The 26654-nt window shown below is 35.3% G+C and carries 24 protein-coding genes; 15 read left to right on the top strand and 9 right to left on the bottom strand.

All coding sequences use genetic code 11. The features are described 5' to 3' along the window. Nucleotides 1-4707, bottom strand: coding sequence for a hypothetical protein (locus tag ABID42_RS02845; protein WP_367282354.1), 4707 nt, complete (start codon nt 4705-4707; stop codon nt 1-3). A gap of 462 nt (nt 4708-5169) precedes the next feature. Between ABID42_RS02845 and ABID42_RS02840 the strand changes: the two genes are divergently transcribed. Beyond that, complete coding sequence (locus ABID42_RS02840) at nt 5170-6384, top strand: phage integrase SAM-like domain-containing protein (RefSeq protein ID WP_367282353.1); 1215 nt, start codon at nt 5170-5172, stop codon at nt 6382-6384. A 160-nt stretch (nt 6385-6544) separates the two neighbouring features. Here ABID42_RS02840 and ABID42_RS02835 read toward each other — a convergent pair whose 3' ends face one another. From ABID42_RS02835 to ABID42_RS02810, 6 genes are all read right to left on the bottom strand, one after another. After that, a complete protein-coding gene (locus ABID42_RS02835) occupies nt 6545-6793 on the bottom strand; it encodes a hypothetical protein (RefSeq protein ID WP_367282352.1) in 249 nt (82 codons plus the stop codon). Nucleotides 6794-7074: 281 nt separating this feature from the next. Beyond that, nucleotides 7075-8262 (bottom strand): tyrosine-type recombinase/integrase, encoded by a 1188-nt coding sequence (locus ABID42_RS02830; protein ID WP_367282351.1) that lies wholly within the window; start codon nt 8260-8262, stop codon nt 7075-7077. Nucleotides 8263-8928: 666 nt separating this feature from the next. Beyond that, nucleotides 8929-10650: an ATP-binding protein gene (locus ABID42_RS02825; protein ID WP_367282350.1), complete on the bottom strand. Its 1722-nt coding sequence runs from the start codon at nt 10648-10650 to the stop codon at nt 8929-8931. After that, a complete protein-coding gene (locus ABID42_RS02820; RefSeq protein WP_367282349.1) occupies nt 10640-11905 on the bottom strand; it encodes an SIR2 family protein in 1266 nt (421 codons plus the stop codon). Before ABID42_RS02820 ends, ABID42_RS02825 begins: the two co-directional genes overlap by 11 nt. 195 nt (nt 11906-12100) lie before the next feature. Further along, nucleotides 12101-13084: a nucleotidyl transferase AbiEii/AbiGii toxin family protein gene (locus ABID42_RS02815; RefSeq protein WP_367282348.1), complete on the bottom strand. Its 984-nt coding sequence runs from the start codon at nt 13082-13084 to the stop codon at nt 12101-12103. Then, nucleotides 13081-13809 (bottom strand): DUF6088 family protein, encoded by a 729-nt coding sequence (locus ABID42_RS02810; protein WP_367282347.1) that lies wholly within the window; start codon nt 13807-13809, stop codon nt 13081-13083. The genes ABID42_RS02815 and ABID42_RS02810 overlap by 4 nt, the downstream gene beginning before the upstream one ends. A gap of 440 nt (nt 13810-14249) precedes the next feature. Between ABID42_RS02810 and ABID42_RS02805 the strand changes: the two genes are divergently transcribed. From ABID42_RS02805 to ABID42_RS02755, 11 genes are all read left to right on the top strand, one after another. Then, nucleotides 14250-14456, top strand: coding sequence for a hypothetical protein (locus tag ABID42_RS02805; protein ID WP_367282346.1), 207 nt, complete (start codon nt 14250-14252; stop codon nt 14454-14456). Between the two features lie 8 nt (nt 14457-14464). After that, nucleotides 14465-15352 carry an aKG-HExxH-type peptide beta-hydroxylase gene (locus tag ABID42_RS02800; protein WP_367282345.1) on the top strand — a complete coding sequence of 296 codons (888 nt, stop codon included), beginning with the start codon at nt 14465-14467 and terminating at the stop codon, nt 15350-15352. After that, nucleotides 15349-16215 (top strand): class I SAM-dependent methyltransferase, encoded by an 867-nt coding sequence (locus ABID42_RS02795; RefSeq protein WP_367282344.1) that lies wholly within the window; start codon nt 15349-15351, stop codon nt 16213-16215. The genes ABID42_RS02800 and ABID42_RS02795 overlap by 4 nt, the downstream gene beginning before the upstream one ends. Nucleotides 16216-16450: 235 nt before the next feature. Further along, on the top strand, nt 16451-16651 hold the full coding sequence (locus tag ABID42_RS02790) for a helix-turn-helix domain-containing protein (RefSeq protein ID WP_367282343.1): 201 nt from the start codon (nt 16451-16453) through the stop codon (nt 16649-16651). A gap of 74 nt (nt 16652-16725) precedes the next feature. Further along, nucleotides 16726-17643: a DUF8464 domain-containing protein gene (locus ABID42_RS02785; RefSeq protein ID WP_367282342.1), complete on the top strand. Its 918-nt coding sequence runs from the start codon at nt 16726-16728 to the stop codon at nt 17641-17643. A gap of 27 nt (nt 17644-17670) precedes the next feature. Then, nucleotides 17671-18129 (top strand): JAB domain-containing protein, encoded by a 459-nt coding sequence (locus ABID42_RS02780; RefSeq protein WP_367282341.1) that lies wholly within the window; start codon nt 17671-17673, stop codon nt 18127-18129. Between the two features lie 252 nt (nt 18130-18381). Next, on the top strand, nt 18382-19353 hold the full coding sequence (locus ABID42_RS02775; RefSeq protein ID WP_367282340.1) for an ArdC family protein: 972 nt from the start codon (nt 18382-18384) through the stop codon (nt 19351-19353). 279 nt (nt 19354-19632) lie between these two features. Beyond that, nucleotides 19633-19800: a hypothetical protein gene (locus tag ABID42_RS02770; protein ID WP_367282339.1), complete on the top strand. Its 168-nt coding sequence runs from the start codon at nt 19633-19635 to the stop codon at nt 19798-19800. A 293-nt stretch (nt 19801-20093) separates the two neighbouring features. After that, nucleotides 20094-20402: a helix-turn-helix domain-containing protein gene (locus ABID42_RS02765; protein WP_367282338.1), complete on the top strand. Its 309-nt coding sequence runs from the start codon at nt 20094-20096 to the stop codon at nt 20400-20402. After that, nucleotides 20390-21628, top strand: a complete 1239-nt coding sequence (locus tag ABID42_RS02760) for a type II toxin-antitoxin system HipA family toxin (protein ID WP_367282337.1) — start codon at nt 20390-20392, stop codon at nt 21626-21628. Before ABID42_RS02765 ends, ABID42_RS02760 begins: the two co-directional genes overlap by 13 nt. A 214-nt stretch (nt 21629-21842) precedes the next feature. Continuing rightward, nucleotides 21843-22628, top strand: a complete 786-nt coding sequence (locus tag ABID42_RS02755; RefSeq protein WP_367282336.1) for a hypothetical protein — start codon at nt 21843-21845, stop codon at nt 22626-22628. A 351-nt stretch (nt 22629-22979) separates the two neighbouring features. On the opposite strand, the gene ABID42_RS02750 is transcribed toward ABID42_RS02755, so the two are convergent. After that, on the bottom strand, nt 22980-23363 hold the full coding sequence (locus tag ABID42_RS02750; RefSeq protein ID WP_367282335.1) for a helix-turn-helix domain-containing protein: 384 nt from the start codon (nt 23361-23363) through the stop codon (nt 22980-22982). A 147-nt stretch (nt 23364-23510) separates the two neighbouring features. Here ABID42_RS02750 and ABID42_RS02745 point away from each other — a divergent pair, with 147 nt between their 5' ends. The 3 genes from ABID42_RS02745 to ABID42_RS02735 all read left to right on the top strand — a co-directional run bounded on the left by ABID42_RS02745 (nt 23511) and on the right by ABID42_RS02735 (nt 25499). After that, complete coding sequence (locus tag ABID42_RS02745; RefSeq protein ID WP_367282334.1) at nt 23511-23702, top strand: hypothetical protein; 192 nt, start codon at nt 23511-23513, stop codon at nt 23700-23702. After that, nucleotides 23650-24993, top strand: a complete 1344-nt coding sequence (locus tag ABID42_RS02740; RefSeq protein ID WP_367282333.1) for a radical SAM/SPASM domain-containing protein — start codon at nt 23650-23652, stop codon at nt 24991-24993. Before ABID42_RS02745 ends, ABID42_RS02740 begins: the two co-directional genes overlap by 53 nt. Nucleotides 24994-25055: 62 nt before the next feature. Then, on the top strand, nt 25056-25499 hold the full coding sequence (locus ABID42_RS02735; RefSeq protein ID WP_367282332.1) for a hypothetical protein: 444 nt from the start codon (nt 25056-25058) through the stop codon (nt 25497-25499). 104 nt (nt 25500-25603) lie between these two features. Here ABID42_RS02735 and ABID42_RS02730 read toward each other — a convergent pair whose 3' ends face one another. Next, nucleotides 25604-26653 carry a helix-turn-helix domain-containing protein gene (locus tag ABID42_RS02730; protein WP_367282331.1) on the bottom strand — a complete coding sequence of 350 codons (1050 nt, stop codon included), beginning with the start codon at nt 26651-26653 and terminating at the stop codon, nt 25604-25606. Nucleotide 26654 lies beyond the last annotated feature (1 nt).

Genomic DNA, 26654 nt, shown 5'->3' with positions numbered 1-26654 from the left:
TTAAAAACCTTCTTTCACTTCTTCTTTCTTCTTTTCTACTTTTGGTTTTTCCTCTTTTTTGTTGACTACTTTTTTGCCTTTTTCAACTCTGGTTCTGTAATTATCTACAAATCTTTCGGTAAAAGCGATTTTCTCTTCGGCACCTACTCCAAGAAAAGCATAAGCATTTTTGCCACTGCCTTTTTTAACACCTTTAGATTTTGCCGCAACCGCATTGTTGAATTCCCCATCTGAAGAAATTACACCCATTTCGTTTTTCAAATAGCCCATAAAGTACCAAACATCTTCTGAAGGTTCGAGATACAAATAGAATTCATCGCCTTCATTTGTCTTCTTGATTTCTAACATTCCTTCAATTTCAGCATTGATGTCGGTTCCGCCAATATTGGCAATGGCAATTTTTCCAACGGTATAAAAAGCAGATTGCTGTTCTGAATACCGCAAATTGGCTTTAGAAATCACCATCGTCGTATTGAATTTTGAAGAAATTGAAAAGAGCGGTACGTGTTCATTTTTCAAACGTCTTTCAAATGGTGCTACCGTTTTTCCACCAATGATATTCGCAATTTTAGATAATAAATTCTCCTTGTCTTCCGGTTCATCAGCACTCGTATTATCACGTGAATCTAAATTTACCTTAACAATTTTATCAGCCATTGCTTTCAATACTTCTGTAGGCATTGGGAAATTTAGGACTAACATTTGGTCGAACTTGTGTTTCCCGCTATCTATTCGCATTTCTGCAAAACCAGATGTTTGCAATAAAGTATTTGGATTAAAGAAATTGAAAGCTCCTTCTAATTTTAAAGTCTTTTTGGCATCATCAAAAACATAACGATTGGCTTCGTAAGATTGCGTTTTGTCGTCAGCCCCAATTTCAAAACGAGAAGTTTTCGTAATATCTCTGAAAGCCCCTTTTGCTACAAAAATGTCTTCGTCTTTTGCATCTTCTTTATTCGATAAAAAAGTGGTGTACAAACCACTAGAAGCAGTTCTAAAATGAAGACCAGCAAATAATGGCGTATTTGTTTCACCCATCAAAGTAGGTTGAACGTCGATACTTACACTATCACGGCTACTTCCTTTGTAAGCAATCCAATTAGAATCATATCTTTTATTTTTTGTATCTGGACGAATAAAACCATTTAACGTAAGATTCTTGTCAGTTGAAACCATACTAATTTCTCCACGGAACAATAACTTAGGCGTTAGGAAAAATTTACTGTTTTGTTCAATACTTGCTTTAGCAGTCGTAATGTATCCTTTTGTTTTTTTACGATTATCAAGAAATGTTTCTTTAAAATCGAAACTTCCCATTTTGATATTTAACGTATCGCCAATTGTATTTACATAACGATAAATAGCATCACCTTCAAACTTTGATTTTGATAGAATTTTAATATTTCCATTAACCAAACGATGATAAGTATTCACCGTATCAAGGATGATTTTAGCTTGATGAAAATCTTTCATCTCAGCATCTTTACTTACAAAAACTGCTCCTTTGTCAGGAAAGATTTTTGCATCAGCCGTTCTAATAAAAGGGACACCGTTGATATTCAAAGATTGTTTTTCGATATTATACAAAGCTTCAGAACCGCTGAAAGAAAGTCCTTCTTGGCTTGGTTCCATTGATGAAAAAGTAGTAGTTTTTACATCACCTTTCATCGTGATTAATTTTTTATTGATGTCCCATTCAGCGCTGTTGATGGAAGTTTGATAAGCCGTGTATGGAAAATATAAACTGGTAGAATCCTCTAATTTCAAATTCGTCGGTGTTTTGATATTTACCAAACCCGTTTGAATATTGAAATTGATATTCATTTTCTTCCCAAGTAAAGCAGGTTTTGCGGCACTCATTGTGTTACCAACAAATAAATCAGCTAATTCAGCCGTGAAAACACCTTTGCCAAATTTGAAATTATTCGAGCTAATTTCAGAGTCTTGTCTTTTTACTTTTCCAAAACCAAATAAACCTGTTTGTCGAACCAAAAGTTTTCCTTCTAGTTTTGAACTTCCAGCATAAAAATCAAAAGTATTTTTCTGAGTTTCAATCAACATACTATCAACTTTTGGTTGCCATTTCAATTTAAAATTATTGATAGCAACTTTGGTAAAATAAGCTTTGCCAACTTCTCCTTCGTTGATAATACCCGTTGTTCCATTGGCTGTCACTGAATCGGCAGTAAATAAGGCTTCTTTTGCCTTAATTTGTGCCGTCAGGTGATTGATTTCTCCTTCGGTATGCAAACCTTTGCTATCCATCAATAAATTTGACGTAAACTTTACAAAAGTCTTGCTGTTGTATAAATTGTACTTTCCTTCGGGCACTTTATGGCTAAAGCCTAGAGTATTGTCGGGCATTGAAATCAATGTTTCCTTGAAAGGAGGGAAAATGCCATCAGAGTAAAAAGTACCGAAGAAATTAATGTCTTTCACATTCAAGCTATCAAAGTCGATACTTGGTACTTTGAAGTAAATCTTTTTGTTATAAATACCATCCAATCGCCAAGGATGGTCGAAGTAAGCAGTAACACCAGTCGGAACAACCAAACGAGGATAATTCAACATTCTTTGGCGTCCAGATTTATTATCAGGTTTATTAATATAAATTACACCAGCTTCATATTTCAAGTCTCCACCAATTTCAGTACGACCTTTTTTAGCCAATTCTTTTTGTGGAATAAAAGTAATAGAATCAATCTTGTCTAGTTTAACACTGAATTCATTGTAGTTAAAAGACAAATCTCTTCCTCTGAATCTGAAATTTCCTGTTTTAAGCTCGCCACTGATTCCAAAATTTCGATCTTTATTTACCTTGATAATGTTATCGTAAGGCGCCATGTAAACATTAAGCGAATCAGAAAGATAAAATTGCTTAACGCCTCTAATGATTAACTGATTGTTATTCAAATCTAAAGAAGCATTGGCGGTAGAATCTTTAGCACTAGAAGCATAAAAAGAAGGAATCAAGAAATTGTCATAATCTTTTTTAGCTCCATAAACAGCCAAATAATGTAAGCCTTTTCTTGAAATTTTTAACCTTTCAACATCTGGGTCATAGTCGAAGTAACCCTTTTGCATCATTTCTAAAAAGACAGATTTTAAGGCACTCGCATCTTTTTGGTATGCACGAGCAAGCTCACTGACTGTGGTTGATTGAAGATTATTCTTTTTTGTGAAATTAGAAACAACCAATAAAGGATTGAAACTGTAATTAGCAGAAATTTTCGCAAAACGTTCTGGATTGAAGTAATCGAAAGATTCGAATAAAGCTGGAACGATGTTCTTGGCAGTAACAATCATGAAATCCATTTTTTTATCTTTCAGATTCCAACGCATTACGTCTGAAGTAATATCTAATTTATGATAGCTATCCGAATAAGATGATTCTCTAAAACCGCCATCATCTACTTTGTTGAGACGTAAATATTCTAATTGACGGTTATAATTCAGTTTTACGGACGGATGATAGAGGGAATCTTGACTAGCAAAATAACCTGTAAAAATAGCAGAAGGAGAAGTAATCAATGAATCGCTAATGTCAAAACGTTTACTAATTACTTTGAAAGCCGTTTTTCCATCCTTTTTGACTAAAATTGTAGCATATTTAGACTGAACCGAAGCACTTGATATTTTAGTGCCAACGATGGTGAAACCGCCAGTATAGTCGATGTCTGAGCTGTTTTTTAAAGTAACATCATTTTGCAATGACATAAATCTTGGAAAAATAGCCAAACTATTCTTTACTCTTTTTCTACTCTGAAACTCAAAAATACCTTTTATAGGATTCGACAATTTTTGAGGATAATTAAGCGTGGCAACATCTGCTAAAAGTTTTGGGTTTCTAATTGCCATGCTGTAATTGTCTAAATTGACAAAGATTTCAGGCACTCCAACTGTTTCCCAAGAAAACTTTCCTCCATTTCCAATCAAATTTCCATCTTTAATATCCAAAAAAGCCTTTGTGTTTTGAACAATCGCAGAATCGTTGGCAGTAACGATTGCTAAATTAATATTATTGAATTCTATGCTTGGACCAGCATTTAGAAATTGAACGATTGGTTCTTCAGCTTGCGGTGCTGTAGCAGTGTTATTGTTTGATGGAAGTGGAGCATCCCATTCGTCCCAAGCAGCTTTTTTGGGCGTTTCTGTTGTACTAGCTGGAGTATTTGTTTTTTCAGGTTTAAAAATTTCTGTTTTCTGTTCGTTGAATTTAAAATTTACAGCACCATTAAAAGCATATAATCGGTTGAAATTTGTGAAGTAAAGACTATTGTTTTTGAAAAATAGCCTACAAAGATCAATGAATCTGGTTGTGGTTTTTACATCCCCAGTTTCTACTGATTTTTGAAGTGTACTTAAATAATTATCAAAACTAGACTGAGTAAGTACTCCGCTGTTCAATCCAAGATTAATTGCATCAAAAAAAGGAATGAATTGTGGCGATTTATAGCCTTTTTTGAGCATAAAACTAGCAACTTTTGCCAGAGATGCTTTCTGTGTTTCAGCGATTTTACCAGCATTCCAGTTCTGGTCAAAATTTTGAGCAATTGCATTTGCTTGTGGGTTTCCAGAAGCCGCTAAGATGTTTTTTACATCCGCTAAAAATTCCTCAGGTTTCTCAGAAAGTTTAAGTCCTTGCGCTTGAGAAGACAAGTAAAATAGGATTATTCCAAAAGTTAAATAAAAGCGTTTTATAGTCATTATTGTAGGAGTTAGCTTCAAGAAATAAACGAAATCATGGAGTTTAGTATTTCAAACCAAACGAAGTATTCATGTTGAATGATTTACTGAAAGAAATCTAAGGTACAAATATCATCATTTGAGATGATACAGAAGAAGGTGTAATGAAAAATAAGAGAAGTATGGACAAAAAAAATAAACTCTTCAAATCAAGCAAAATGCTAATTTAAAGAGTTTATTTTTTAATGTACCGGGGACGGGAATCGAACCCGTACGAACTTGCGTTCACAGGATTTTAAGTCCATAAATATTTGGTTTAATATGGTGTTATTTGTTTTTAAATGTGCTGATAATCAAATAGTTATGATTTTTATAAAATCAGGTAAAATCAAGAAAAACCGCTATTTGTTGTACCTATGTTGTACCAAATATTTCTTTATATTTGTACTGAAAGATTTTGTAGAGACTAAATCCATTACAAATATGGCATCTTCACTTAAAATTGTTCTTCGTAGCAAACAAAATTCAGATGGTACTTTTCCGCTTGCGATGCGTGTTACCATTGATAGAAAGTCTTCGTATATTTATTTAGGGTTTAGTGTTCGTAAAGCGGATTGGGATGCCGTTGCACAAAAAATAAAAAAGTCTCATCCGAATTCAGCACAGTTAAATAATTTTATCCTTAGCAAAAAAGCAGAAGCAAATGATAAGATGCTAAATATGGCTGCTCATAATAAGGATGTATCTTCAAAAGCCGTTCGTAGCCATATAAAACCCAAAGAAGGTATTTCATTTTTTTCTCAAGCAAAAGTGTATATTGAAGAGTTAGATAAAACAGGACGGTTTAATCAAAAGTGTACTGATTTACCCCGTATCAATGGTTTTCGAAGATTTCTTGGCGGTTCAGATATAAACTTTGCTGAAATAAATCCTGGGCTTTTACAAAAGTTCAGAGCTTATCTTATCGGTACAAGAAAGATTACTGAAAGAACAGTCGTTAATCACTTTGTAGTGATAAGGACTATTTTTAATAGAGCAATTGCTTCTGGTTTAGTTGAAGAAAAATACTATCCTTTCGGTAAGGGCAAGGGAAAAATCTCTATCAAATTTCCTGATTCCATGAAAATTGGATTGACTATTGATGAAATAAAGGCTCTGGAAAGCCTAGAATTGACAGATGGTGAAAATCATTCAAGAAATTTATTTCTGATTTCATTCTATTTTGCAGGAATGAGGATTTCTGACGTTCTACGCCTTAAATGGTCTGATTTTCAAAATGAACGCTTGTATTACGCAATGGGCAAGAATCTAAAAACAGGTTCCTTGAGAGTTCCTGATAAAGTGACAGGAATTTTGGAACAGTACCCAAGAGGAGAAAATGCCCATGATTTAGTTTTCCATGACCTTGCCAAATTGCCAGACCTTTCAAAAGCTAACGAAGTTCAAAATTATATCAAAACAAGAAATCGGGTTTGTAACGACTATTTAAAAAAGATTGCAGTAAAAGCAGGGATTACAAAACCTTTGACCATGCACATTGCCAGACATTCATTTGCTCAAATCTCAGCAGATAGAATTCCAGCCAATGTTCTTCAAAAGCTATACAGGCATACAGATATAAAAACCACGATGCAGTATCAGTCGAATTTTATGACCAAGATGACTGATGATGCTTTGGAGGCTGTGATTAATTTATAAGTCTAACGAATGTTCAGTAGTCCAATAATAGAATAGCTAAAAATAGAAGATTACACGACCGAAATAACTATTTGTGCCGAACTTTCCACCAGCATGATACCAACGGTATAAGCGGGTGGAAAGTGGCATAGTTCAAGCATCCATCCTTTACTAAAATCTATTAGCGGTCTTTATTCGATTGTGAAAGAACAGAAGCTGCTAGTTCTTTTGTAATTTCACTATACTTTTCGCTTTGAAGAACTTTAGAAGCAGTACTTTCCATTTTAGCACCTGTTTGATTTCCTGTATTTGCTTGAGATAGAGCAGAGCCAGCTAAACTTTTTGCAATAGCAGAAGAATTAGGATTTGTAAGGATTTCAGATGCTTTACTAGCTATAGAGCTAGATGTGCTTTTAGTATTTTTTGCCATGTTACTTATATTTTAGTTTTTTTGGTTCAAAATAAAAACACAAACTGTATAGTTGTGGTTCTTTATATCCTGCTTTATACGTGTAAGGTGAATATCATTTATAAACTACTATAAATTTAATGTTATTTTTATAGCGATAGAACCACAAAAAATAAGCTCAAACGAAAATCGTTTGAGCTATTTGGTAAATAGTTCTACACCTATTAACCAAAAATACTATTTTGAAATTATAATAACAAATAGATTTTTGGAAGAAATTTGTACAATCCCTTTCGTAATTGTTAATCCTTAACGATTTTATCAACATAATCAGCCCAATCCTGCATCATTTGTGTTCTTTGAGGCATAAATTGTGCTCTATCATAAGCTTGGTCAACCTTGTTTGAAGGAAGGTGAGCAAGCTGTCTATCAATTACTTCGTGCCTGTAATTAAAGTTTTCTTTAATAGTACTCATAGCTAAGGCTCTAAAACCATGACCAGTCATGCGACCCTTATAGCCCATAGATTCAAGAGCTTTCAGAATAGTATTATTGCTTATCGGCTTTTTTGCATTGATGATGCTTGGAAGAATGTATTGCCTCGTGGGGAACATATTCTTTAAATCTTGCAAAATCTCAATAACCTGTCTAGAAAGAGGAACTTCGTGTTGTCGCCGCATCTTCATTCTTTCAGGTGGTATAGTCCAGATTTTACGGTCAAAATCAAATTCATCCCAAGTAGCTTCAATAAGTTCTTTTGTTCTTACAAATGTTAACATTAGTAAACGTATTGCAAGGACAGTTTGACGATATAGTCGAGCATTATTTGAGTTTAATGCTTTTAAGAAATCTGGAATTTCTTCTGGAGAGATGCAGGCATAATGACCAGATTTATGCCTTTTCAAAGCTCCACGAAGGTCTGGCGTAACATCTCTTTCTGCTCGTCCAGTGATTACAGCATATCTCAATACTTGACCTATAATATGTAAGACACGTTTGGCTAGGTCGTAAGCTTTACGGTCTTCTATTTTATGTAGGCAATGAATAATGTCTTGGATTGTTATTGTCGATATACGTCTGTCCCCAAAATAAGGAAAGACATTCATTTGTAATCTAAATAGTATGGTCTTAGCATAGGCTTGCGTCCATGTATCAAGCTTACGGTTATGCCATTCCTCAGCGACAACCTGAAATGTCTGGGCATTGTGGAAAATGACTAAACGCTTTTGTTCTGCCTTTATCTCGGCAGGGTTTTTGCCATCTGCAAGAATTGATTTTAATTCATCTCGTTTTTCACGTGCTTTAACTAAATTGATGCTTGGATAGTTGCCAATGGTATATAGCCGTTCATTCCCAAGGAAATAGTATTTGAGCCTCCATATTTTCTTTCCTGTAGGTCTGACATCAAGGAATAATCCTTCTGTGTCGGATAGCTTGAATGGTTTGTGTTTAGGGGTGGCGTGACGAATGGCTAAGTCTGAAAGAGACATCTTTTACTCCTTGGTAGCTTGGCTACTGGGGTAAGACGTTATGGATAATTGAAATCTTACCCTAAATCTTACCCTAAAACCAATAATTGGGGTTTAGGTCAATGTACCAATAGTAAGGATAAAGTATGTTTTTTCATCGACTTGATTAAGATTGGGTAATACCCGTAAATCAAGTATTGGCGGAAGAGGTGGGATTCAAAAGTAAGAATTAACCCATTGCCAATATGAAGAAAAAAGTCTTTTGTTTTTTCCCTTACCACTGTTTGTTATCCGTACTTCTAATAATTAGAAATGTGGATTGTTCATTAATATCCTAAGTTCACTGGAATGTCAAATCTCATGGCATAGACTTGCTACGGTGTTTATCATGTTTCTATGAAAGAAAAAGGAGTGAGTATTGTAATAGAATGTCCAGTTTTTTAATTAAAAAACTGGACATTCTATGTTGTTTTCTATGAGAAGCAAATACACCTATATTAGGTTCTAATTATATCTATTATTAAAGGAATAGCTGTTGCCTGCCTTGCGAATTAACGCACGAAGAATATAATCACGCTACTTGTGTCAGTTAGGTATTACATTTGGAGATTTCAAAACGAAACAGATACTCTCGTCTTAATCTTGACCCAGTAAGAGCTTCAATTGAAAAGGTTGTTGGAGTCATGTTTATTTAAGTCTTGGTGTTTTTGAGTTAGGTTTATTAATTGGCTCATAAAACTTCATTATGATAGGCATTGGAAAATCAACACCTGTTAAAACTGCTTCGCCTTCACCTAAAATTGGTAAGAAATCTAATGTATTCTTATTAGCTGAGCTACAGGCGTTATTTATAGCTTCCTTATCATTATGATTAATTAGCCTATGAACAACAAATGTTCCCATCTGACTTAACGTTCCATGGGGAATGTCTCTTGGCATTTGGGTAGCAATACAAAGAAATAAGCCATGTTTTCTACATTCCTTAGCAATAGAGTCAAAAGCGTCTAACGGTTTAACATCAAAATATTCATCCTTAATTGTTTTATTCAAAAACTGATGAGCCTCATCTACAAAAAGAACGATTGGAGTTTCTTTGAACTCTTTATTTCTTGCTAAGTTTAATAGATACTTTCCAATTGCATTTGCTAATATTTCTCTCACTTGGAAATCAAATGGAATATTTCCGAAATTGAGCCTTAAAATCTTATTGTCTCCTTTGATAAATCTACTTATAACGCTGGTTATATCATTGGCATCAAGCTGTTTTTTAAATCCAAAAATATTTTGGTAAATAGAGGTACTAATTATATTGTTAATCCTTGAGATAAGGCTCACACAATAAGAAACATCATTTTCATTTTTACTCCCCCACTTGTGGGGAGCACCATTAGCAGTATCCCATACACATTCATGAGTAATTTGTGATGGTAATTTTTCAATATCAAAATTTGAGTTTTCACTCTCTATTTGAGAAGTATTTTTATAATAGAATTCTTCAAAAGGACGTTTGTCAGACCCACTTTTTTTTACTAATCCATCTTGAATATTAGTTGTAAGTGTTTCTGTTGAGCTTAATACTTTATTTAAGCTTTGTCCATTATTCAAAGAAACAATTTTTAGTGAACGAATAGCTTCCATAAGTTTAGGAACTTGCGTTTTAGAGGAAGGTCTCATTAAGTAAAAAAGGTCGTCTATTGTTAATTGAGAATAGTGAAAAACATGCGTTCCGTCACCGATATCAATAGACACACTATCATCATACTTCCCTTCATACTCCCCTGTAGCATCAATAATTATCGCTTTATTTCCTGTCGCAATAACAGATTCTATAAGTTTGCTGGTTGTGTAACTTTTACCTCCTCCTGTAGTTCCAACAACGGCACAATGTCTTCCAAATATTGACTGTAAATTTACTTTAACATCTGTTGATTTACTTGAAACTAAGTGCCCTAATGATACGCAATTCGGTTGCTCACTATCTTTGACTCCAAAACGGGACATGTACTCTTGTACTAGCTCTCCTGAACTTACAAAAACCTTTGCTCCAATATTTGGATAAGAAGTGAGCCCTTTTTTAACTTTAAAAGGGTTGTATAAGTCAAACGAAAGTAAAATTTCTATTCTTCCTGTAGGGTGAAAATCGTTTGTCTGAAAAGCTCGCTCATTCAGAGAGAGGCGTTCTGACTCTGGTAATGATAGTTCAGTAATTCTACCTAGAAATCCATACTTTTCCCCTTCGATAACGATAAAGCTACCTACTAATCCTCCATTAAATTCTTCTCCAAAATGAGTAAATCCATTAAGTAATACAGATGATGGAAAATGTATTTTTACAAACTGTGGGAATACTTGATTTATGTAGCCTAAAAAGTATTCATGCCTAAATGGGTTTATTTTACTATTTGTCATTTTTCAGGCTTATGGCGTTATAGGTTTCAGTATCATAGGTCTGTATTTCTGGGAAAAAGTTTGCGAAGTCTATAAATTTTTCTGAAATCAGTATTACCCTTTCAGAATGCTCAGCTAGGAGTTTTATTTGTTTTAATGCATCGGATGTTCTAGTGTCATCAAATTGAGGGTTTATTACAGCAAGCCTAAAGCTTGGGTTTTGATTTAATGCCTCTTCAATTGCTGCATTAATGTGTTTATCATTAAAGCTGTATCCTATTGATATTAGTAATGTATCATTATTAATTCTCAAGCTTCTTTGAAATCTAGCCATCATCTCAAAGAAAGGTTGCTCGTAAGAATCCTCATATTTTGCTTCTCTGGGATACACCATTAAGGGTTTCTTGGGATTATCTTTTACTAAAATCCTTCCATCTATTTCTCTTTCCCAGTTTAGTGAGCCATGTAATTTATGAAGATGAAAAACTCTTTGTATAAAATTATCTTCTTCTTGTAATTTGCTGCCCTCTCTTTGAACAATATCATAGTCAAAAAGTCGTCCACTAAACGTTCTCGGAAAGGTAAAAGAAAAGCCATCAATAATTATTGCATTTACTTCTGTAGCTGCGTACTCAAATAACAAATCATAGTTAAGAGTAAAAACTTTTACACGGGGATTTGTTTGTTTTCTTTGAAGAAGCTTTTCTAAAAAAATCTTATGTGGGTAAACTCCTGTAGGTTTTGCAATTGTGCAATTGTGCTTTATGATTTCAAAAATTGAATCCTTTATCTCGCTTAAATTGAACACTTTGCTATCAATGGTGATTTTAATATCTCCAGCAAATTTACTATAACCCTCTATTTGTGATAGTAGTGCTTCAAGGTCTTGTTGTGGACTAGAAAAGTTAACACTTTTTCTTATGATGCTAAATCCATCAATGCCATTAATACGATACTTTTCTTCCACTTTTGTCCAAAGATGGCTCATTAAAGGTCCGCCAACGTCAATAGAAGAGCCTGCACCAGATAGAATAAGTAAGTTTTTGAAAGGTTTTTTGAAGAAATCTACGTAGCCTTCTCTCATTAGTCGATTTGCAATTTCTACAGATGGAGTAGTATTTTCTTCATCTTTTTTGAATGGTCTAATCTCCTCTAAAGACTCAAGCGAACCTTTGTTGAACTCTGGATTTAAAACTTCCAATCGTTTAGATTTACCATTCAAAAGGATATATTTCCATTCTCCTGTTTTAGGTGTTTCGGATGTTTGAGATGTCATTTGGCTTATACTTTCAGTTGAACTCCTAAGATAGTATATTCCTATTTAAGTGTTATATAAATAAAAATTTTTAATGTTCAGTTTTGTGCCTTAATTGAGGTAGTGTATAGTCTAAATGTCCAGTTTTTTATATAAAAAACTGGACATTTATGTTGTTTCCCATGACAATGAAAACATTGAAGGAGCTAGATTCCTCTAAAGTTTTTCAGGTATGTTCCACTCTAATAAATCCAGTCTATTCTTTATCTTTCTGAGTGTTTCTAAAACTAAATCATCTTTAGGAAGCGAGCCATATACAAGGGCTTTGAAACTGCCATTATAGGTTTGTTTCAATTCTGCCCATACATTATCTAAATCTCTAAAAAGTAATGCTTCACTTGGGTGAAATTGAAGCCAGTCGTTATTATTCTTAAAACTTACCTTATCGTCTTGAGCTACTTTTATCATCATTTCATCAAACATTTCTGATTCAAAAAATGCTTTTATATCCACTTCTTGCAGAAGCTGGTGCAAATCATAAGTATGACGAATTTTCTTCTTTAGGTCTTCTATGGGCGTTTGAGTATAGGAAAAACGAACCAAGCTCATGATTTTTTCACACAAGGTTCTGGTTGGAGATAAAACCATGACATCAAAAGGAAGTAAACCATATTGTTTGGCAATTTCTTCTTGCTTTCGCTCAACCATCATACCGTAAATCATGGAACTAATCTTGCCTTTTTGATAAGGTTCATAAGAACCAAGCCAGCTTGCTTCCAATATAATCATATCTCTTACTTGTCCGAACTCTCCACTGAATGCCTTGGAATATGAGTGAGCCGTTTTTCGGATAAGTCCTTTTTTATTGGTAATTCCGTCAACCTCAATTTCAGGCATTAGGTCGATAATTGATTCAGTGATTTTCTTTAAACGAGCTTTTAGTTTGTTAGGGCTATCCTCTGAACTTCTTAAAGCAACCAAATCTATATCCTCAGAAAATCGGTTGATGAACGAAAAGGTTTTGGCTAAGGCTGTTCCACCTTTTAAAATGGTAAGCTCTGAAACATCACTAGTGAAAATTTGATGTATAGCCAGAGTTACCCAATAGTCTTTTTCCACATAAATTTCTGGTAAAGAAAGCATTTGTGCAGTGATAGTAACCGCATCCTTGAATAGTTCTATGTCAGTGTGAAGTTTCATTGAATGTTCCAGTTGGGTGCTGTTGGTAAAATGTTCGTACTAATGCCAAGCTTATAAGAGGAAAGGGGGTTAAGTGATTTTCTTAGAATCTCAATATTGGTCTTTATGCACATTGCTTCAAGAATTGCCCCAAGCAAGGCTCTTACTCGTGAAGGATAAGCTAAGGCATATTCTACCATACCCTGAGTCTGTTTTTCATTGAGTTGTTTAATTCTCGTCTGAAAAACTGTAAGGGCTAAGGTAACATCAATATCGGGGATTTGCTTTAAATCTTTAATCGCATCAAGAAAGCCTAAAATCTGATAGTTCTCTTCGGTGACATCAACATAGCTTTTGGCAGGACTCGCCTTTACCGAAAGTGTTTTGATGGTAATGCTCTTATCTCGACTGGCAATTCTGATAGTTGATGGAATTTGTGTGGTTAAGCCCAGTTGGTTGTAGAAATAAGTACCCGTAATATAGGCTACTCTCTTACCTTCATTATATAAATATGGTTTTAGTATTTGCTCTTCGCTTGGTTTCTTCTCACCAAATATGGTCATTTTAGGTTTGAAGAATTTTCCCTTAGAGATTTTCTTGATAACTCCTTTTTTCAGTAGGCGTTCCAAAGCTTTTGCAGCAGTGGTATAATCCTGCTGATTGATATTCAATTCCTTATACCCAAAGAGAATGTCTTCTGGGAATTGATTTATCTGTTGGGATATTTGCTTTGAAATAGTCATCATGCAGTAAATATACCATGATTTAAGCAAAAATATCAAGTTTTATGTGTAAAAAACTTGACAATAAGCTGTTGCTCAGATTCATAAAATAAGAGTTAATGTAAACCTGATAAGAATAGTATTCTCACAATCAGAAAGATTAATAGAAAGTATATTTAAAATTGAAGTGATTAGAATTAGACATATTTTTTAGTGTTGTTAGAATTTTGGGAAAGTATAAAAAAAACTACTTAAATGTTTATTTTGGTTTATATTTAAGATAGATACCTTAGCCTAAAGGGGCTGCTCATCCAACTGTGTCAGTTTAAAATTTGACCATTTTCTGCCTTAATTTTTTACTATAAATCGGAAGATGGTTTAATTTAAAAAAAAACATGTATTTTTTTTAATAATTATTTGATTGTTAATAAGTTTTTTGTATTTTTAAAATAAAAAACAAGAAAATGGAAAATGTGCTAAATACTTATGAATCAATATCTTTAGAAAAAGATTTTGAGAATTTATTACAATCAATAGAAGAGACTGATGTTGCTAAAACTTCATTAGTGGTAGATAATGTAAATAGTCAATATAAGTCTATTACAGAAGGTAGAGGTGGTGTAAGATTAGTAATGAGAACCTATAATAGTTTAGAAAAAGATATTTATTAAATTTAATTATGCTTTATCTAATAGGAAAAGAAGGTGTTTTAAAAACACTTATTTTATTAAGCAAAACTGTTACGAAAGATATAAATAGTATTCAGTCTTTAAGAAAGGCGTACTTACAGTTTTTGCGCAAAAACTCTGCTGATGGGCTCATTGCAGATGACAATGAGCCTCTATTTTGTTACAACACCCAACGAATACAAAGTCTGACTAATTGTTTATCACAAGAATGTGATATTACTGATATTTCAGCTAAAATACTTGATGATACGCCCATCGAGAGTATGAGGTTAGCATTAGAAAGAGTATCAGCGGCACTTAATATCATTCATGATACTAATGACGTTATTCATGATTTTTTTCATCTCGTAATACACACTATATTTTATTCAAGGTCTTTAGACTCGGGTGGTGGTTCTATTTCTGATGCCAAAGGTGTTATTTGGTGTTGTAATCGAAAGGCTTGGACAGATTTAGACATTGCTGAGTTTTTAGTTCATGAATTAACGCACAATCTTCTTTTTTTAGATGAAATGTGCTACAAACATTATAAAGATTTCTCATTGATTGCACAAAAGGAAAATTACGCATTATCGGCAATTTTGGGTAGGAATCGACCTCTAGATAAAGTTATACACAGTCTAGTTGTTGCTCATGAAGTTATCAATTTTCGTATTGAAACTGGTGAGCCTTTAAATCCAATTGTTCATCCTTCAACAAGTGTTATGATTGACAGTTGCAGAAAAACAATTGATAGTTTAAACCAGCTTTTAAAAGATGAAAAGAAAGACTTGGTTACAGAAAGATTTTATCAGATATTGGATTTAGTAGATGCGAGTATAAGGCAAATTGATTTATCAAGTCAAGCAACATTCAAATATGAGGATATTTTGAAATGACTACTACTATTAAAGCTCATTCTAGTGATGTTCTTTATCAATCAAGGAATCTTTGGTGGAATGAAGACTTTGTAAGTCTTTTAGCACAAAGATGGGGGCTTAAAGATTACAATTCAATGTTAGATGTAGGTCTTGGTCTTGGGCATTGGTCGAGAATGTTGCTTAAATATGTTGAACCATCCTTTACTTTCACAGGACTAGATATTGAACAGAAATGGTTAGATGAGTCAAAGAATATATTTTCTAATTCCTTTCCCAACGAGTTAAGCGATAAATTTAAATTTATTAAGGCTGATGCTCATGATATTCCCTTACCTTCTAATAGTTTTGATATAGTGACATGTCAGACAGTTTTGATGCATCTGCATAATCCATTAAAGTGCCTTTCTGAAATGAAAAGGTTAATAAAACCAACTGGTATAGTTATTTGCGTAGAGCCAATCAATTTATTCAATAGATTGGAGGTAAGTTCTCTAACCTCGGAGATTGATATAAGGCACAGAGTTGTTTTATATGAATTTTGGTCAAGACTGCATGAAGGTAAACGTCTCTTGAAGTTAGGAGATAATGATATAGGAATGTACCTCCCTGGGTTATTTGAACAACTTAAATTCAACAACATTTGTTCTTTTCAAAATGATAGACTCCAGTTTACTAGTGGGATTAATGTAGAAGAGGAGCTTAGCATAACAGAGGAGGATAGATACTTTGCTCATATCGGGGGTGCTGATTCTAAATTACAAATGCAAATAGGAAAAGTGTTGTCTGAAATTAAAGAGATGCTCAAGTCAAGACCACTTCCAAACTATTTTTCTTCTGGTACATTAAATATGATTATTTGCTCTGGTAGCAAAAATGATTAAAGGAAGAATATTTATGTTAGAGGTTGAAAATCAATATTATACCTTAGAGAGTTTCTGTACTAGAAGTATCTCATCTTTCATATTTCCTTTTTCAACATTTCCCAAGTTTATCATTCATTAATCAATCTTCGATTGTATTGACTCATCAGAATGAATTCCTTTATCAATCCGTCAGTATCAGAAACGTTCTGATATTTCTGGTGCTGATTATTTATTTCATTAGAAGGGAAGTTGAATGCCAAATAAGCCAATCCCAATTCTTGAACCATTACTCGACCGAAAAGCAGCAGCCCGTTATCTCCGAGTGACCGTCGGCACCTTAGCCGTTTGGGATTGCACCAAACGCTATGATTTACGTCCTCTTAAGGTCGGCAGGTCGGTCAGATATCGTCTTTCTTCATTGAATGAATTTATAGAACGACAGCTTTGTCGTTAAGGGGCGGGTAAGAAAAGTTCTGCGAAAACTCTTCTTACCCTAGCTCAATATCACTGTTCTCTTAGAGGGTCACAATGAATATAGAACTGGCTAAACATATACCTATTTCCGAAATACTGTGCAAGCTTAATGTTTTACCAAAGAAGGTTAGCAAGAAAGAATATTGCTATTTATCTCCTCTCAGAATTGAGAAAACGCCCAGCTTCTTTGTAAATATTGAACATAATCTCTGGTACGACCACGGCTTAGGTATTGGTGGCGATTTGATTTCTTTTGGTCGCTATTATCTCGAAAGCAGGAATGAAGACCACACTACTTCTGATGCTCTTCGATGGATTAAAAATATATATCAGTACCAGTACACGCCTGATATTTCTTTCATTCCTGAATTGCAAGCAGAGAATAATCAAGAAGAAGACTCTTCACTCATTTTAAAATCCAAAAAATCAATCAACCATTTAGGGTTGATTCACTATCTTGAAAAAAGAGGTATTCCTCTCAATCTGGCAAAGCAATTTCTCAAAGAACTTCATGTTCAGAACAAGCGAACGAACAAAAGCTTTTATGCTTTGGGATTTCCTAATGAAGAAGGTGGCTTTGAACTGAGGAATCCTTTTTTCAAAGGCTGTCTAAGACCCAAAGCGATTTCTTTTATTCGTGGCACAAACCCAAAACCAGAAGGCATCCATCTTTTTGAAGGATTCATGGATTACCTGTCGGTTGTCACACAGCTCAATGGCAAGAAAATCAAAGGCGATACCATCATCCTGAATTCTTTGTCCTGCATAAAACAGGCTTTGCCTTACATTCAGAATTACGGTTATCGTTTTTATTATACATGGTTCGATAACGACAATGCCGGCACGAAAGGGAGTGAAGTGCTTGCTGATTTTCTCAAATCAGAATCTTCGCTCAAACAAGTCAAAATGAATAAAGTGTACCAAGCTCATAAAGACGTAAATGCTTGGCACATGAAAACTCTTGGATTGTAGGAGTAGGGTATGAATGACAAAAAAGAAATGCTTCAACTTTTCAAAGTAGCTGAAATAGAATTGGTGTATCGAAGCAAAATTAAAGCAAAAGATAGACCCCTAATCACTCATTCGTTCGATGCTTATGAAATCCTTAGAAAGACTTGGGACGATAGCAAGATAGAACTATTGGAACAGTTCAAAATATTGCTACTTGATAGAAAAAACGCTTGCTTAGGTATTTCTGAAATAGCAAGTGGTGGAACTGACTATTGCCTTATTGACCCTAAGTTGATTTTTATGACGGCTTTGAAAGCAAATGCTTCGGCAATTGTCTTAGCACATAATCATCCTTCTGGAAATCTAAAGGAAAGCCAATCAGATATTGAACTGACAAAGAGAGTTATACAAGCGAGCGACTTTCTGGGAATAAGAGTGCTCGACCACTTAATTATTACCGCTGATGGATATGCCTCTTTTGAAGATAAGTCACTTATGCCCAGGTGAGCTTGGTTTCATTTAGCCTGATAGTACTTTGGGATTTTTTCTCCTTTTTTCTGCTTGATTTTTGGTATTCATTATCAATTCTTCCTGATGAAACTAAGGATTCAAGGACGGAGATTTACCTGAAGCACTCATTCCACCAACAATAATTTTCGCCTGCTTCGCATTCCCCGCCCAACCAAAATTCTTGCTGGTTCATTCGCTTTAACTTCAGGTCTATCAATCCCCGTCATCCTTACTTACGGAGAATTGAAAATGAATGCTTCAACAAAAAAACCAAACAGAAAACCTTCCAAACGCTTATCAAAGGAGGCTAAGTTGACTAATGAAACCCCATCTCAAAATGATATTTATGCAAGAGTGACCAATAAAATCCTTGCAGATTTAGAAAAAGGCAATCTGACATGGCGTAAACCGTGGAACTCAGAGCATCTTGCTGGACAAATCACCCGTCCGCTTCGCTGGAATAATATTCCTTATACTGGTATCAATACGCTGATGCTTTGGGGAACTTCCGCAGAAAAAGGATATGTTTATCCGCACTGGATGACTTTCAAACAAGCAATTGACATGAAAGCAACGGTAAGAAAAGGAGAAAAGGGGACTCAGGTTGTCTATGCCGACCATATATTCAAAGAAGATGAAGCAGAAGGTGAATCCAAAGTCACTAAAATTCCTTTCTTGAAATCCTACACTGTCTTCAATGTCGCCCAGATAGATAGCTTACCAGAAGTATTCTATCAAATTCCAGAACCTGTCATCACTAATCCGCAACAGCGTATAGAAGAGCTTGAAACCTTCTTTGCCCAAACCAAAGCAGATATTTATACTGGCAAAAAGGCTTCCTACAATCAGGGTTTGGACAACATTCAAATGCCACCGTTTGAAAGTTTTATTGATGCTCCCAGCTATTATGCGACTTTAGCCCATGAGCTTACCCATTGGACGAAACATCCAAAACGCTTAAATCGTGATTTGGGACGCAAGCATCATGCTGATGAAGGCTATGCGAAAGAAGAACTTGTGGCTGAATTGGGAGCTTGTTTCTTAGCAGCAGATTTAGGTTTTGAACCTATGCCAGAAGAAGAACATGCAGCTTATATCCAGTCATGGTTGAAAGTCCTAAAAGATGATAAGCGATTCATCTTCTCAGCAGCATCCCATGCACAAAAGGCTGTTGAATACATTCATGGTTTGCAATCTCCTGAAAAGTTTACTCCTTCTTGAGGGGGCATTTAGGGTTTAGCGTTTGTTAGTCCAATCAAATCACTAATTTCTTTGTCGGTTGAATGATTGATAGAAGCCTAGCTTCAACGGTTGTGACGACGCTTATCCCTCCTTTTACTACGATAAAAGGCTCTAACGACTTCGGAAAAAAATAGATAGCGAGCTACGATTTTTTTCCTTCGGGGAGCTTTCACCCCTTATTCGCTTTGTAAGCTTCTATCATCAACAACAAAGAAAGGAGATTTGATGATGTCTAACCAAAAGGAAACCAACCCTAAAATGCCAACCCACACAGTATATTTCCTAAAACACAATGGAGACGATGCAAAAGCTGAATGGATTAAAGCTGGCGTTGCATGGGAACACACCGACGGAGAAGGGCTTAACCTATCGCTCGACAGTCTGGGACAGAAAGTCGCCCTGACAGTTCGTAAGAACAAAGCCTGATAAATTAAAATCTAATCTGGTCAAGGGAAACTTTGACCAGATTTTTTGCTGTTATTTTGCCTCATTTTGAGCATTTCGGATTTCTTGTATTTAGCCTCCTAACAGAAAATAACCGAATAAAGCTATTGAAATACCTTTTCCAATGGTGACTATAATCAAGCTTTAGGTAAGATGATTTATTTTCAGTAATAGGCGATATAAGAGGAAAAAAAGGTATATTTTCCTCTTGAATTTTATTACATTTGTAATACTATAGTGTTAGTATTAACTGTATTAACTTATAAAGTACTACTATGTTATCACTTATATCAGCTTCGAAAGCACAGTTAAAAATTGCTGAAAATATTCGGGCAAGACGGTTATCCATGGAACTTACCCAAGAGGGTCTTGCCGAACGGTCTGGTGTTCCTCTGGCAACTTTGCGAAAATTTGAACAAAAAGGGGCTATTTCGCTGGAATCCTTTTTGAAACTTCTGATGGTGGTTGGGGAAGTGGAAGAACTCCTCAATATCCTTAAACCATCAAAACCAACATTCAACTCTATTGATGATGTATTGAAAGATACGGATAACGCATCCCGAAAAAGAGGATGGAAAAAATGATTAAGCCCACTACAGAAATCAAGGTCGGCTTAGACTTTGGAACAGCCATACAACAAGTAGGACGCTTGGCAGTACGTGACCACATTATTTATTTTGAATATGATGATGAGTTCATAAAAACAGGCATACAAATATCCCCGTTTCGCCTGCCACTGAAAAAGGGCGTTTCAGCATTACCGCAACGACCGTTTGAAGGATTGGCAGGTGTTTTTAGTGATAGTCTCCCAGACGGTTGGGGGCGATTGCTTTTCGACCGATTGCTGAGGTCGCAAGGCGTATTACCAGCCACCATTTCCCCACTTGACCGTCTTGCTCATGTCGGATTGTCGGGCATGGGAGCGCTTGTTTATGAACCTGACCATAGCCCCTCAGAGGTTCAAGAAGTAATAAATCTCGACCAACTGGCTTTGCAATCGCAGGAAGTGTTACAAGGCAGCTCAGAAGAAGTTATCAGGGAATTACTCGCTTTAAATGGTTCGTCTGCTGGAGCCCGTCCAAAAGCTCTTGTTGCTGTTAGTGAAGATTTCCAGCAAATTATATATGGGGCAGGGAAGCTTGATGAAGGGCTTGAACCTTGGCTGGTTAAATTTACGAATTCTCAAGATGGTATCGATGCTGGTGCGATTGAATATGTTTACGCCTTAATGGCAAAGGAAGCAGGTGTACTGATGCCTGAAGTGCATTTATTTCCATCACAGAAAGGAGCTGGTCACTTCGCCGTTAAACGTTTTGACAGAGATGGTGGCAAACGAATTCACATGCATACGGCAAGTGGGTTGTTGCATAGTGATTTCAGAGTCCCATCGCTGGATTATGAAGATTTGCTCAATTTAACTGGAGCGATTACCAAAGATATTCGTGAAGTAGAAAAAATGTATCGGCTTGCCGTTTTCAATGTGCTTGCCCATAATAGGGACGACCACGCCAAAAATTTCAGTTTCCTGATGGATAATCATGGAGAATGGAAACTATCCCCTGCCTATGACCTCACCTTCTCAAGTGGTCCGAATGGAGAACAAAGCATGATGGTGATGGGAGAAGGCAAAAACCCTACCATTAGCCATTTGGTAAAACTGGGTAGAGAAGCCAAGCTACCTCAAAAGCACATAGATGAAATTATTGGAAGAACAAGACACGCTCTGGATTCTTGGAGAACCTTGGCGACCGATTATAATATTCTGCAAACAAATATTGATTTAGTGGCAAAGACTATTGGCAACAAATAGTAGGTCAAGCGAGCTGGACAACTTTCTGTTTGTGTTTTCTAGAATTACCACTATAATGGGTTGTGCTTTTTGGCAAGCCAGCTCGTTCGTGCAAAGATTTCATTAGCCAATAGATAGATACTTCATGCAAACCTGACCAAGTTTGTTATCTAACCAAAAGACTACGAACGCTCAACTTTTTAGATAATAAATTTGGCAACATAAGGTATGTATTATGAAACCAATTGACTACTTTAAGCTTCAGGCAAAAAATCTCCACAAAGATTACAAAACCCAAACATCCTCTTTTGATACGGCATTGAGCAGGTATCTGTACAAGTACAGCCCAAAGTATTTCGATATTGATAGGCTTATCATAGATGATGAGATTGATGAAAACAATTTTACGCTGATGAAGGCTCAGCATATCATTGCTCAATGGGTTGGATTTAGCAAATGGACAGAGATGCTAAAAGCTTCAGACATTGAACTGGAACTTGCAAAGCTTTTGTTTGACAACATGCACAAGGTTAGCGTTGAAGAATGGGACGACTACATTTTCAATGTTGAGTTGGATAACAATATCACCTTCGACCTCGAAGGTAAGTTGGAAATTTTCAAACAAGTTTTCGCTTATGTGGACGGACATCAAAGCTTCTATACAGATTACCGACTAAACTCAAGCCAAAAACTCGTAACAAAAAGTGAAAGTACACATCAGGTGATTACAAAACCTGTTGTAAAAATTACATCTCTTCCCCTAGAAAAGCAGGTTCGTGATGAGTTCATTGAAAAGGCAAAAAGCGTTTTTGAAACGGTTATGTTACGAATGGAGCCTCGTCATCCTGAAATTATCCGCAAGCTTTGGAATCCAGAATTCTATATTGATAAAGTTATCTTAAGTAACGATATGCTACCAATTGACCGAGAGTATGCCCTGTCTATGATAGATACGTTTCTCGTTCATGACGTGTTGGAACTTGCTATTCAAGCAGACAAAATAGCTGTGAGTTTAAATTAGTTCGCTGTACCCTTAAGGGTACAAGACCATGTTTACGCCAGAGTCAACAGGCTCTAGCGTAAGGTTCGTAAGAATAAAGCTTCATAAACCTGAAATCTGGTCAGGGAAATCTTGAACAGATTTTTATTAAGGAACTCAGAAATGTAATATATAGAGTTTTCTACTGGGAAAGATTATTTAACGTATTTATCCTTGCAAATATAAATTAGCATGTTATAATTACAAGGATGATTAAGAGAAGTCGCCATGCCGAAATTATATAATTGCTAGAAGAGTTTCCAGCCGTAAGTGTTTTGGAAGCCAGACATTTTCCATCTTTATCTTTTGGTGAAGAATGCTATTATCTTTAGACTATTTATTCAACAGTTTCTGTAGTAGTTCTACTTTTTCTTTTTCAGACTGTAAGAGTCTTTCATAAAGCTTTTTGTTTTCTTCGATAGTCTCAAGCCATTTTTCAATGGGATTGAATACAGGGTTATGAAACACGCTTCCACTATTATCATGTAATGTACTTGATATAATTGTTACAGCGGATTGCTCATTAAAATTCTTGATTGCGTCACTAGAAACACCTAGAGTTTTAGAAATCTTCTCTAATGTTGCCGTATCCAGTACTTCTTTTTGTTCCAACTGAGAAACAGCTTGTTGGCTTAGTCCCAAAGAGACAGCTAAGGCTTCCTGCTTAATACCAAATATTTCTCTAATACGTTTTACGTTGTGACCTTGATGTACCATGTCTTATCAATTAACTGTGATAGGCAAAGATAAGTAAAACGAAACTAGTAAAAAACAATAATCTCACTTGTGAGATACAAGCAAAATACCTCTTTTGAAAGATGATAATGTGGTAATTTTAAGTAAACGTTTAAACTTAATCGTAACATGACAGCTTTCACAAATACCCAAAGCCTTTTATTTGATGATTTCAGGACACTTGAAAACCTACTAGGAAAAGGAATACTGAAACGCAAATCTCTTAATGCAAATTGCGATTGTGATGGATATACCTCAACCGAAGAAGATGATGAAATGGATACCTCAAAAAGCACCGCAATTACTTCACAAGCAAATTAACGAAGACTACGCTTTCGTTGTTAATTGTGCCTTTCCAAATTCGTTTCGATTGCTGAACAAAGCCCAGTACGATATTTTAAAAGCGATTGATGGTCAATCTGATGTAAGCAGTATTGCCAGTCTATTTTCTTTAAGCGAGGATGCTCTGGTAGCTTACTTAAATCTTTTATCACGTACAGAAATTATTCGCTTTGACAAGAGTTTTAGTCAACCTCAAAAGCCTGATAAACCCCAATCTCTAAACTTTTGGATTCATACAACTGATACTTGTAATCTTGGATGTAGCTACTGTTATATCTCAACCCTCAATACCAGCAAAGGTATGACTGATGCAGTAAGGGAGCAGTTAATTTATAAACTGGTTGAAACAGTAAAGCGTCGCAAATTAAAATCAATAAAGTTTCGCTTGGCAGGAGGTGAACCACTAAGCCAATTCAGAAACTGGAAACAATTTATTCCTTACGCAAAACAGGCTTTGCTAGAAGTCGGTTGTAGCTTAGAAGTATCTTTCATTACCAATCTGACATTATTGAATGATGATATTATCGACTTTTCTAAAGAATATAACTTGAGTTTTGGGGTTTCTTTGGATGGTGTCGGTGATACGCATGACATGACCAGAAGATATTTGTCAGGGAAGGGGTCTTTCATTGTGGTTGATAGGAATCTGAGAAAGCTGTTGTCACAAAAGATTCCAGTTTCGGTAAACACTGTAATCAATAATCAAAATTTGGCTGGCTTGCCTGAATTAACCCATTATCTTATCGCTTTGGATGTGCCTTTTCGATACTCTATTGTAAAGGGTGAAGACATTGATGCTATTCAGTTAGAAAAGTACTTGAAGGCTTCTTTTGCTATCATGCAAGAAGCAATTCAAGTCGGATGGAGCTTTTCAAAACGCTTTCAATTTTGTGACCTCAAACCCAATGATTTAGGTTTTCAGACTTGCGCTTCTGGTTTTTCTGGCGGGGCTATTTACGTGGATGGTACGCTTAAATATTGTCATGTGGAATTTGGGGAAGAAAGCCCTTCATCTTTCACCATCTTCGATGAGCAGAAAGACCTTGTGGAAATGATAGAAATGGGCAAACATGACGAAGATAAGAAATCCGAAGATTGTAAAAAATGTCGATATAAACATATTTGTACCAGTGGATGCCCCGTGTACCGCAAAGATGATAAAGACCCACAATGCAGTCTTTATCATCAATTTATCCCTTTATATTTTGAGCTTCAAGCCTTGGAACGATTAAAATTGCTTCAATACTACCAGCCTGCTATAGTCAATTAAATTCAGTATTTCATTTGACTTAGGGAGTTTGTGTCTTGGAGATAATCATTGCTCTGCTCGCATTGCTGGCGACATTCTATCAACTTTATTTACAGCGTGTACACAATGAGAAATCTTTGCGACCATTAGGGCAAATTGATTTTAGAGATAAAGAAAGAACGCTTCGGGTTCGTATCAGTAATAACGGTATCGGTCCGCTGATAATTGAAAAGATAATTTACATCAAAGATGGTAAGAAGTTCGCTGTCATATCAGATTGCTTAACTTTAAATCCAAGAAGTTATGCACACCTTCGAACAAGTGAAAGTGCTAGTACAGTTATTTATCCATCGTCCAACCTTGTAATTTTTGAAACAACTTTTGAAGCTGACGAACCTGAAGAAGATATTGATGAAGCAAGAACTCAATTATCCAGCCTTTCATTGGTGGTAATTGGTAGAGATATTTACAATAATAAAATCACTATCAAACGTGATTTTGAATGGTTTGGGACAAGGAGAAATTAACAAAAGAGGAGTTCATAATAAGGCATTATTGAATTTGTAAGAGAAGCGAATATTTCCTGAGTAATTGCTTTTCTTACAAATTCAAATATTATAAAAGGAGCTTCTTAAGCTTGTATTCTAAGTGAGTTCATTGCTTTAATTGAAGTTTTTCCAAAATATAGAGATTCCAATTCTGATACATTCGTATTTAGTAGTTCAGATAGCTGTTCTTTACTGTAGTTTAGTTCATTGATATAAATACTGATGATTTCAGAGAATAATGTTTCTTTCTCTGCTGGAAATAACTCAGGCTCACCTTTGGCATATCCCATGTAGTTAAACTGTTTATTTAGATAATAATATTGGTCTTTTGTCAATGTCCCTAATGTATATGCTTTTCTAACAATAGCCTTCATTGATGTTTTCCAATACCTTTTTAACTCAATAATTTTATCTTGAGTAAGTCTTGTTAACTGGGACTCAATATCTCTCATAGGCATTAGAAACTCACTGGCAAATTCATTAGCTTCTTGCTCTTTGTCTCTATCTTCCAAAACTATCTGTCCCCAATGTAAAACAAAATGACCTAATTCATGAGCCAAATTATATCTAAGCCTATCCGAAGTTCTTCTTTTATTAAGAAAAATAAGGGGCTGTCGTGTTTCGGAGAATGTACTCAAAGCATCCAAGTCTCCTAAATCAAGCATTATAATGACGATTCCATTATCCTCTAATATTTTTGTTAAATTATCTATTCTGCCTTTAGGTATTCTCCAACGTTCTCTTACAAAAATAGCAGCCATTTCTGGGGAACCATTTTTGTCAATATCCCATGAAGGGATATTGATGTCTGGCAATTCAACAGCATCGTGTAATTTTGTAAAATGACGTTCTATAATTGTCATTTTTGCTTCACAAGCTTTAAATTTAGAAACGGGCATGCTAAGCTTCATTCTGTATAACCCTTGAACTCTAATTAAAGGCTCACTAAAAAATGAAAGTGGATAATCTAGTTTATCGGAAATGTTTTGTATTACACTATCGCTTGGCTCTAATAACCCTTTTTCAATCTTTGAAATAGTCCCTTGCTCTACACCTAAAAGATTTGCAAGTTCTTTTTGAGTATAACTTCTTGATTCTCTTGCAAGAACAATAGTTTCAGGTCTTATTTTCATA

This window comes from Arcicella rosea, from assembly GCF_040543805.1.
Taxonomy (GTDB): domain Bacteria; phylum Bacteroidota; class Bacteroidia; order Cytophagales; family Spirosomataceae; genus Arcicella; species Arcicella rosea.
This window is presented reverse-complemented; position numbering and strand designations above follow the sequence as displayed.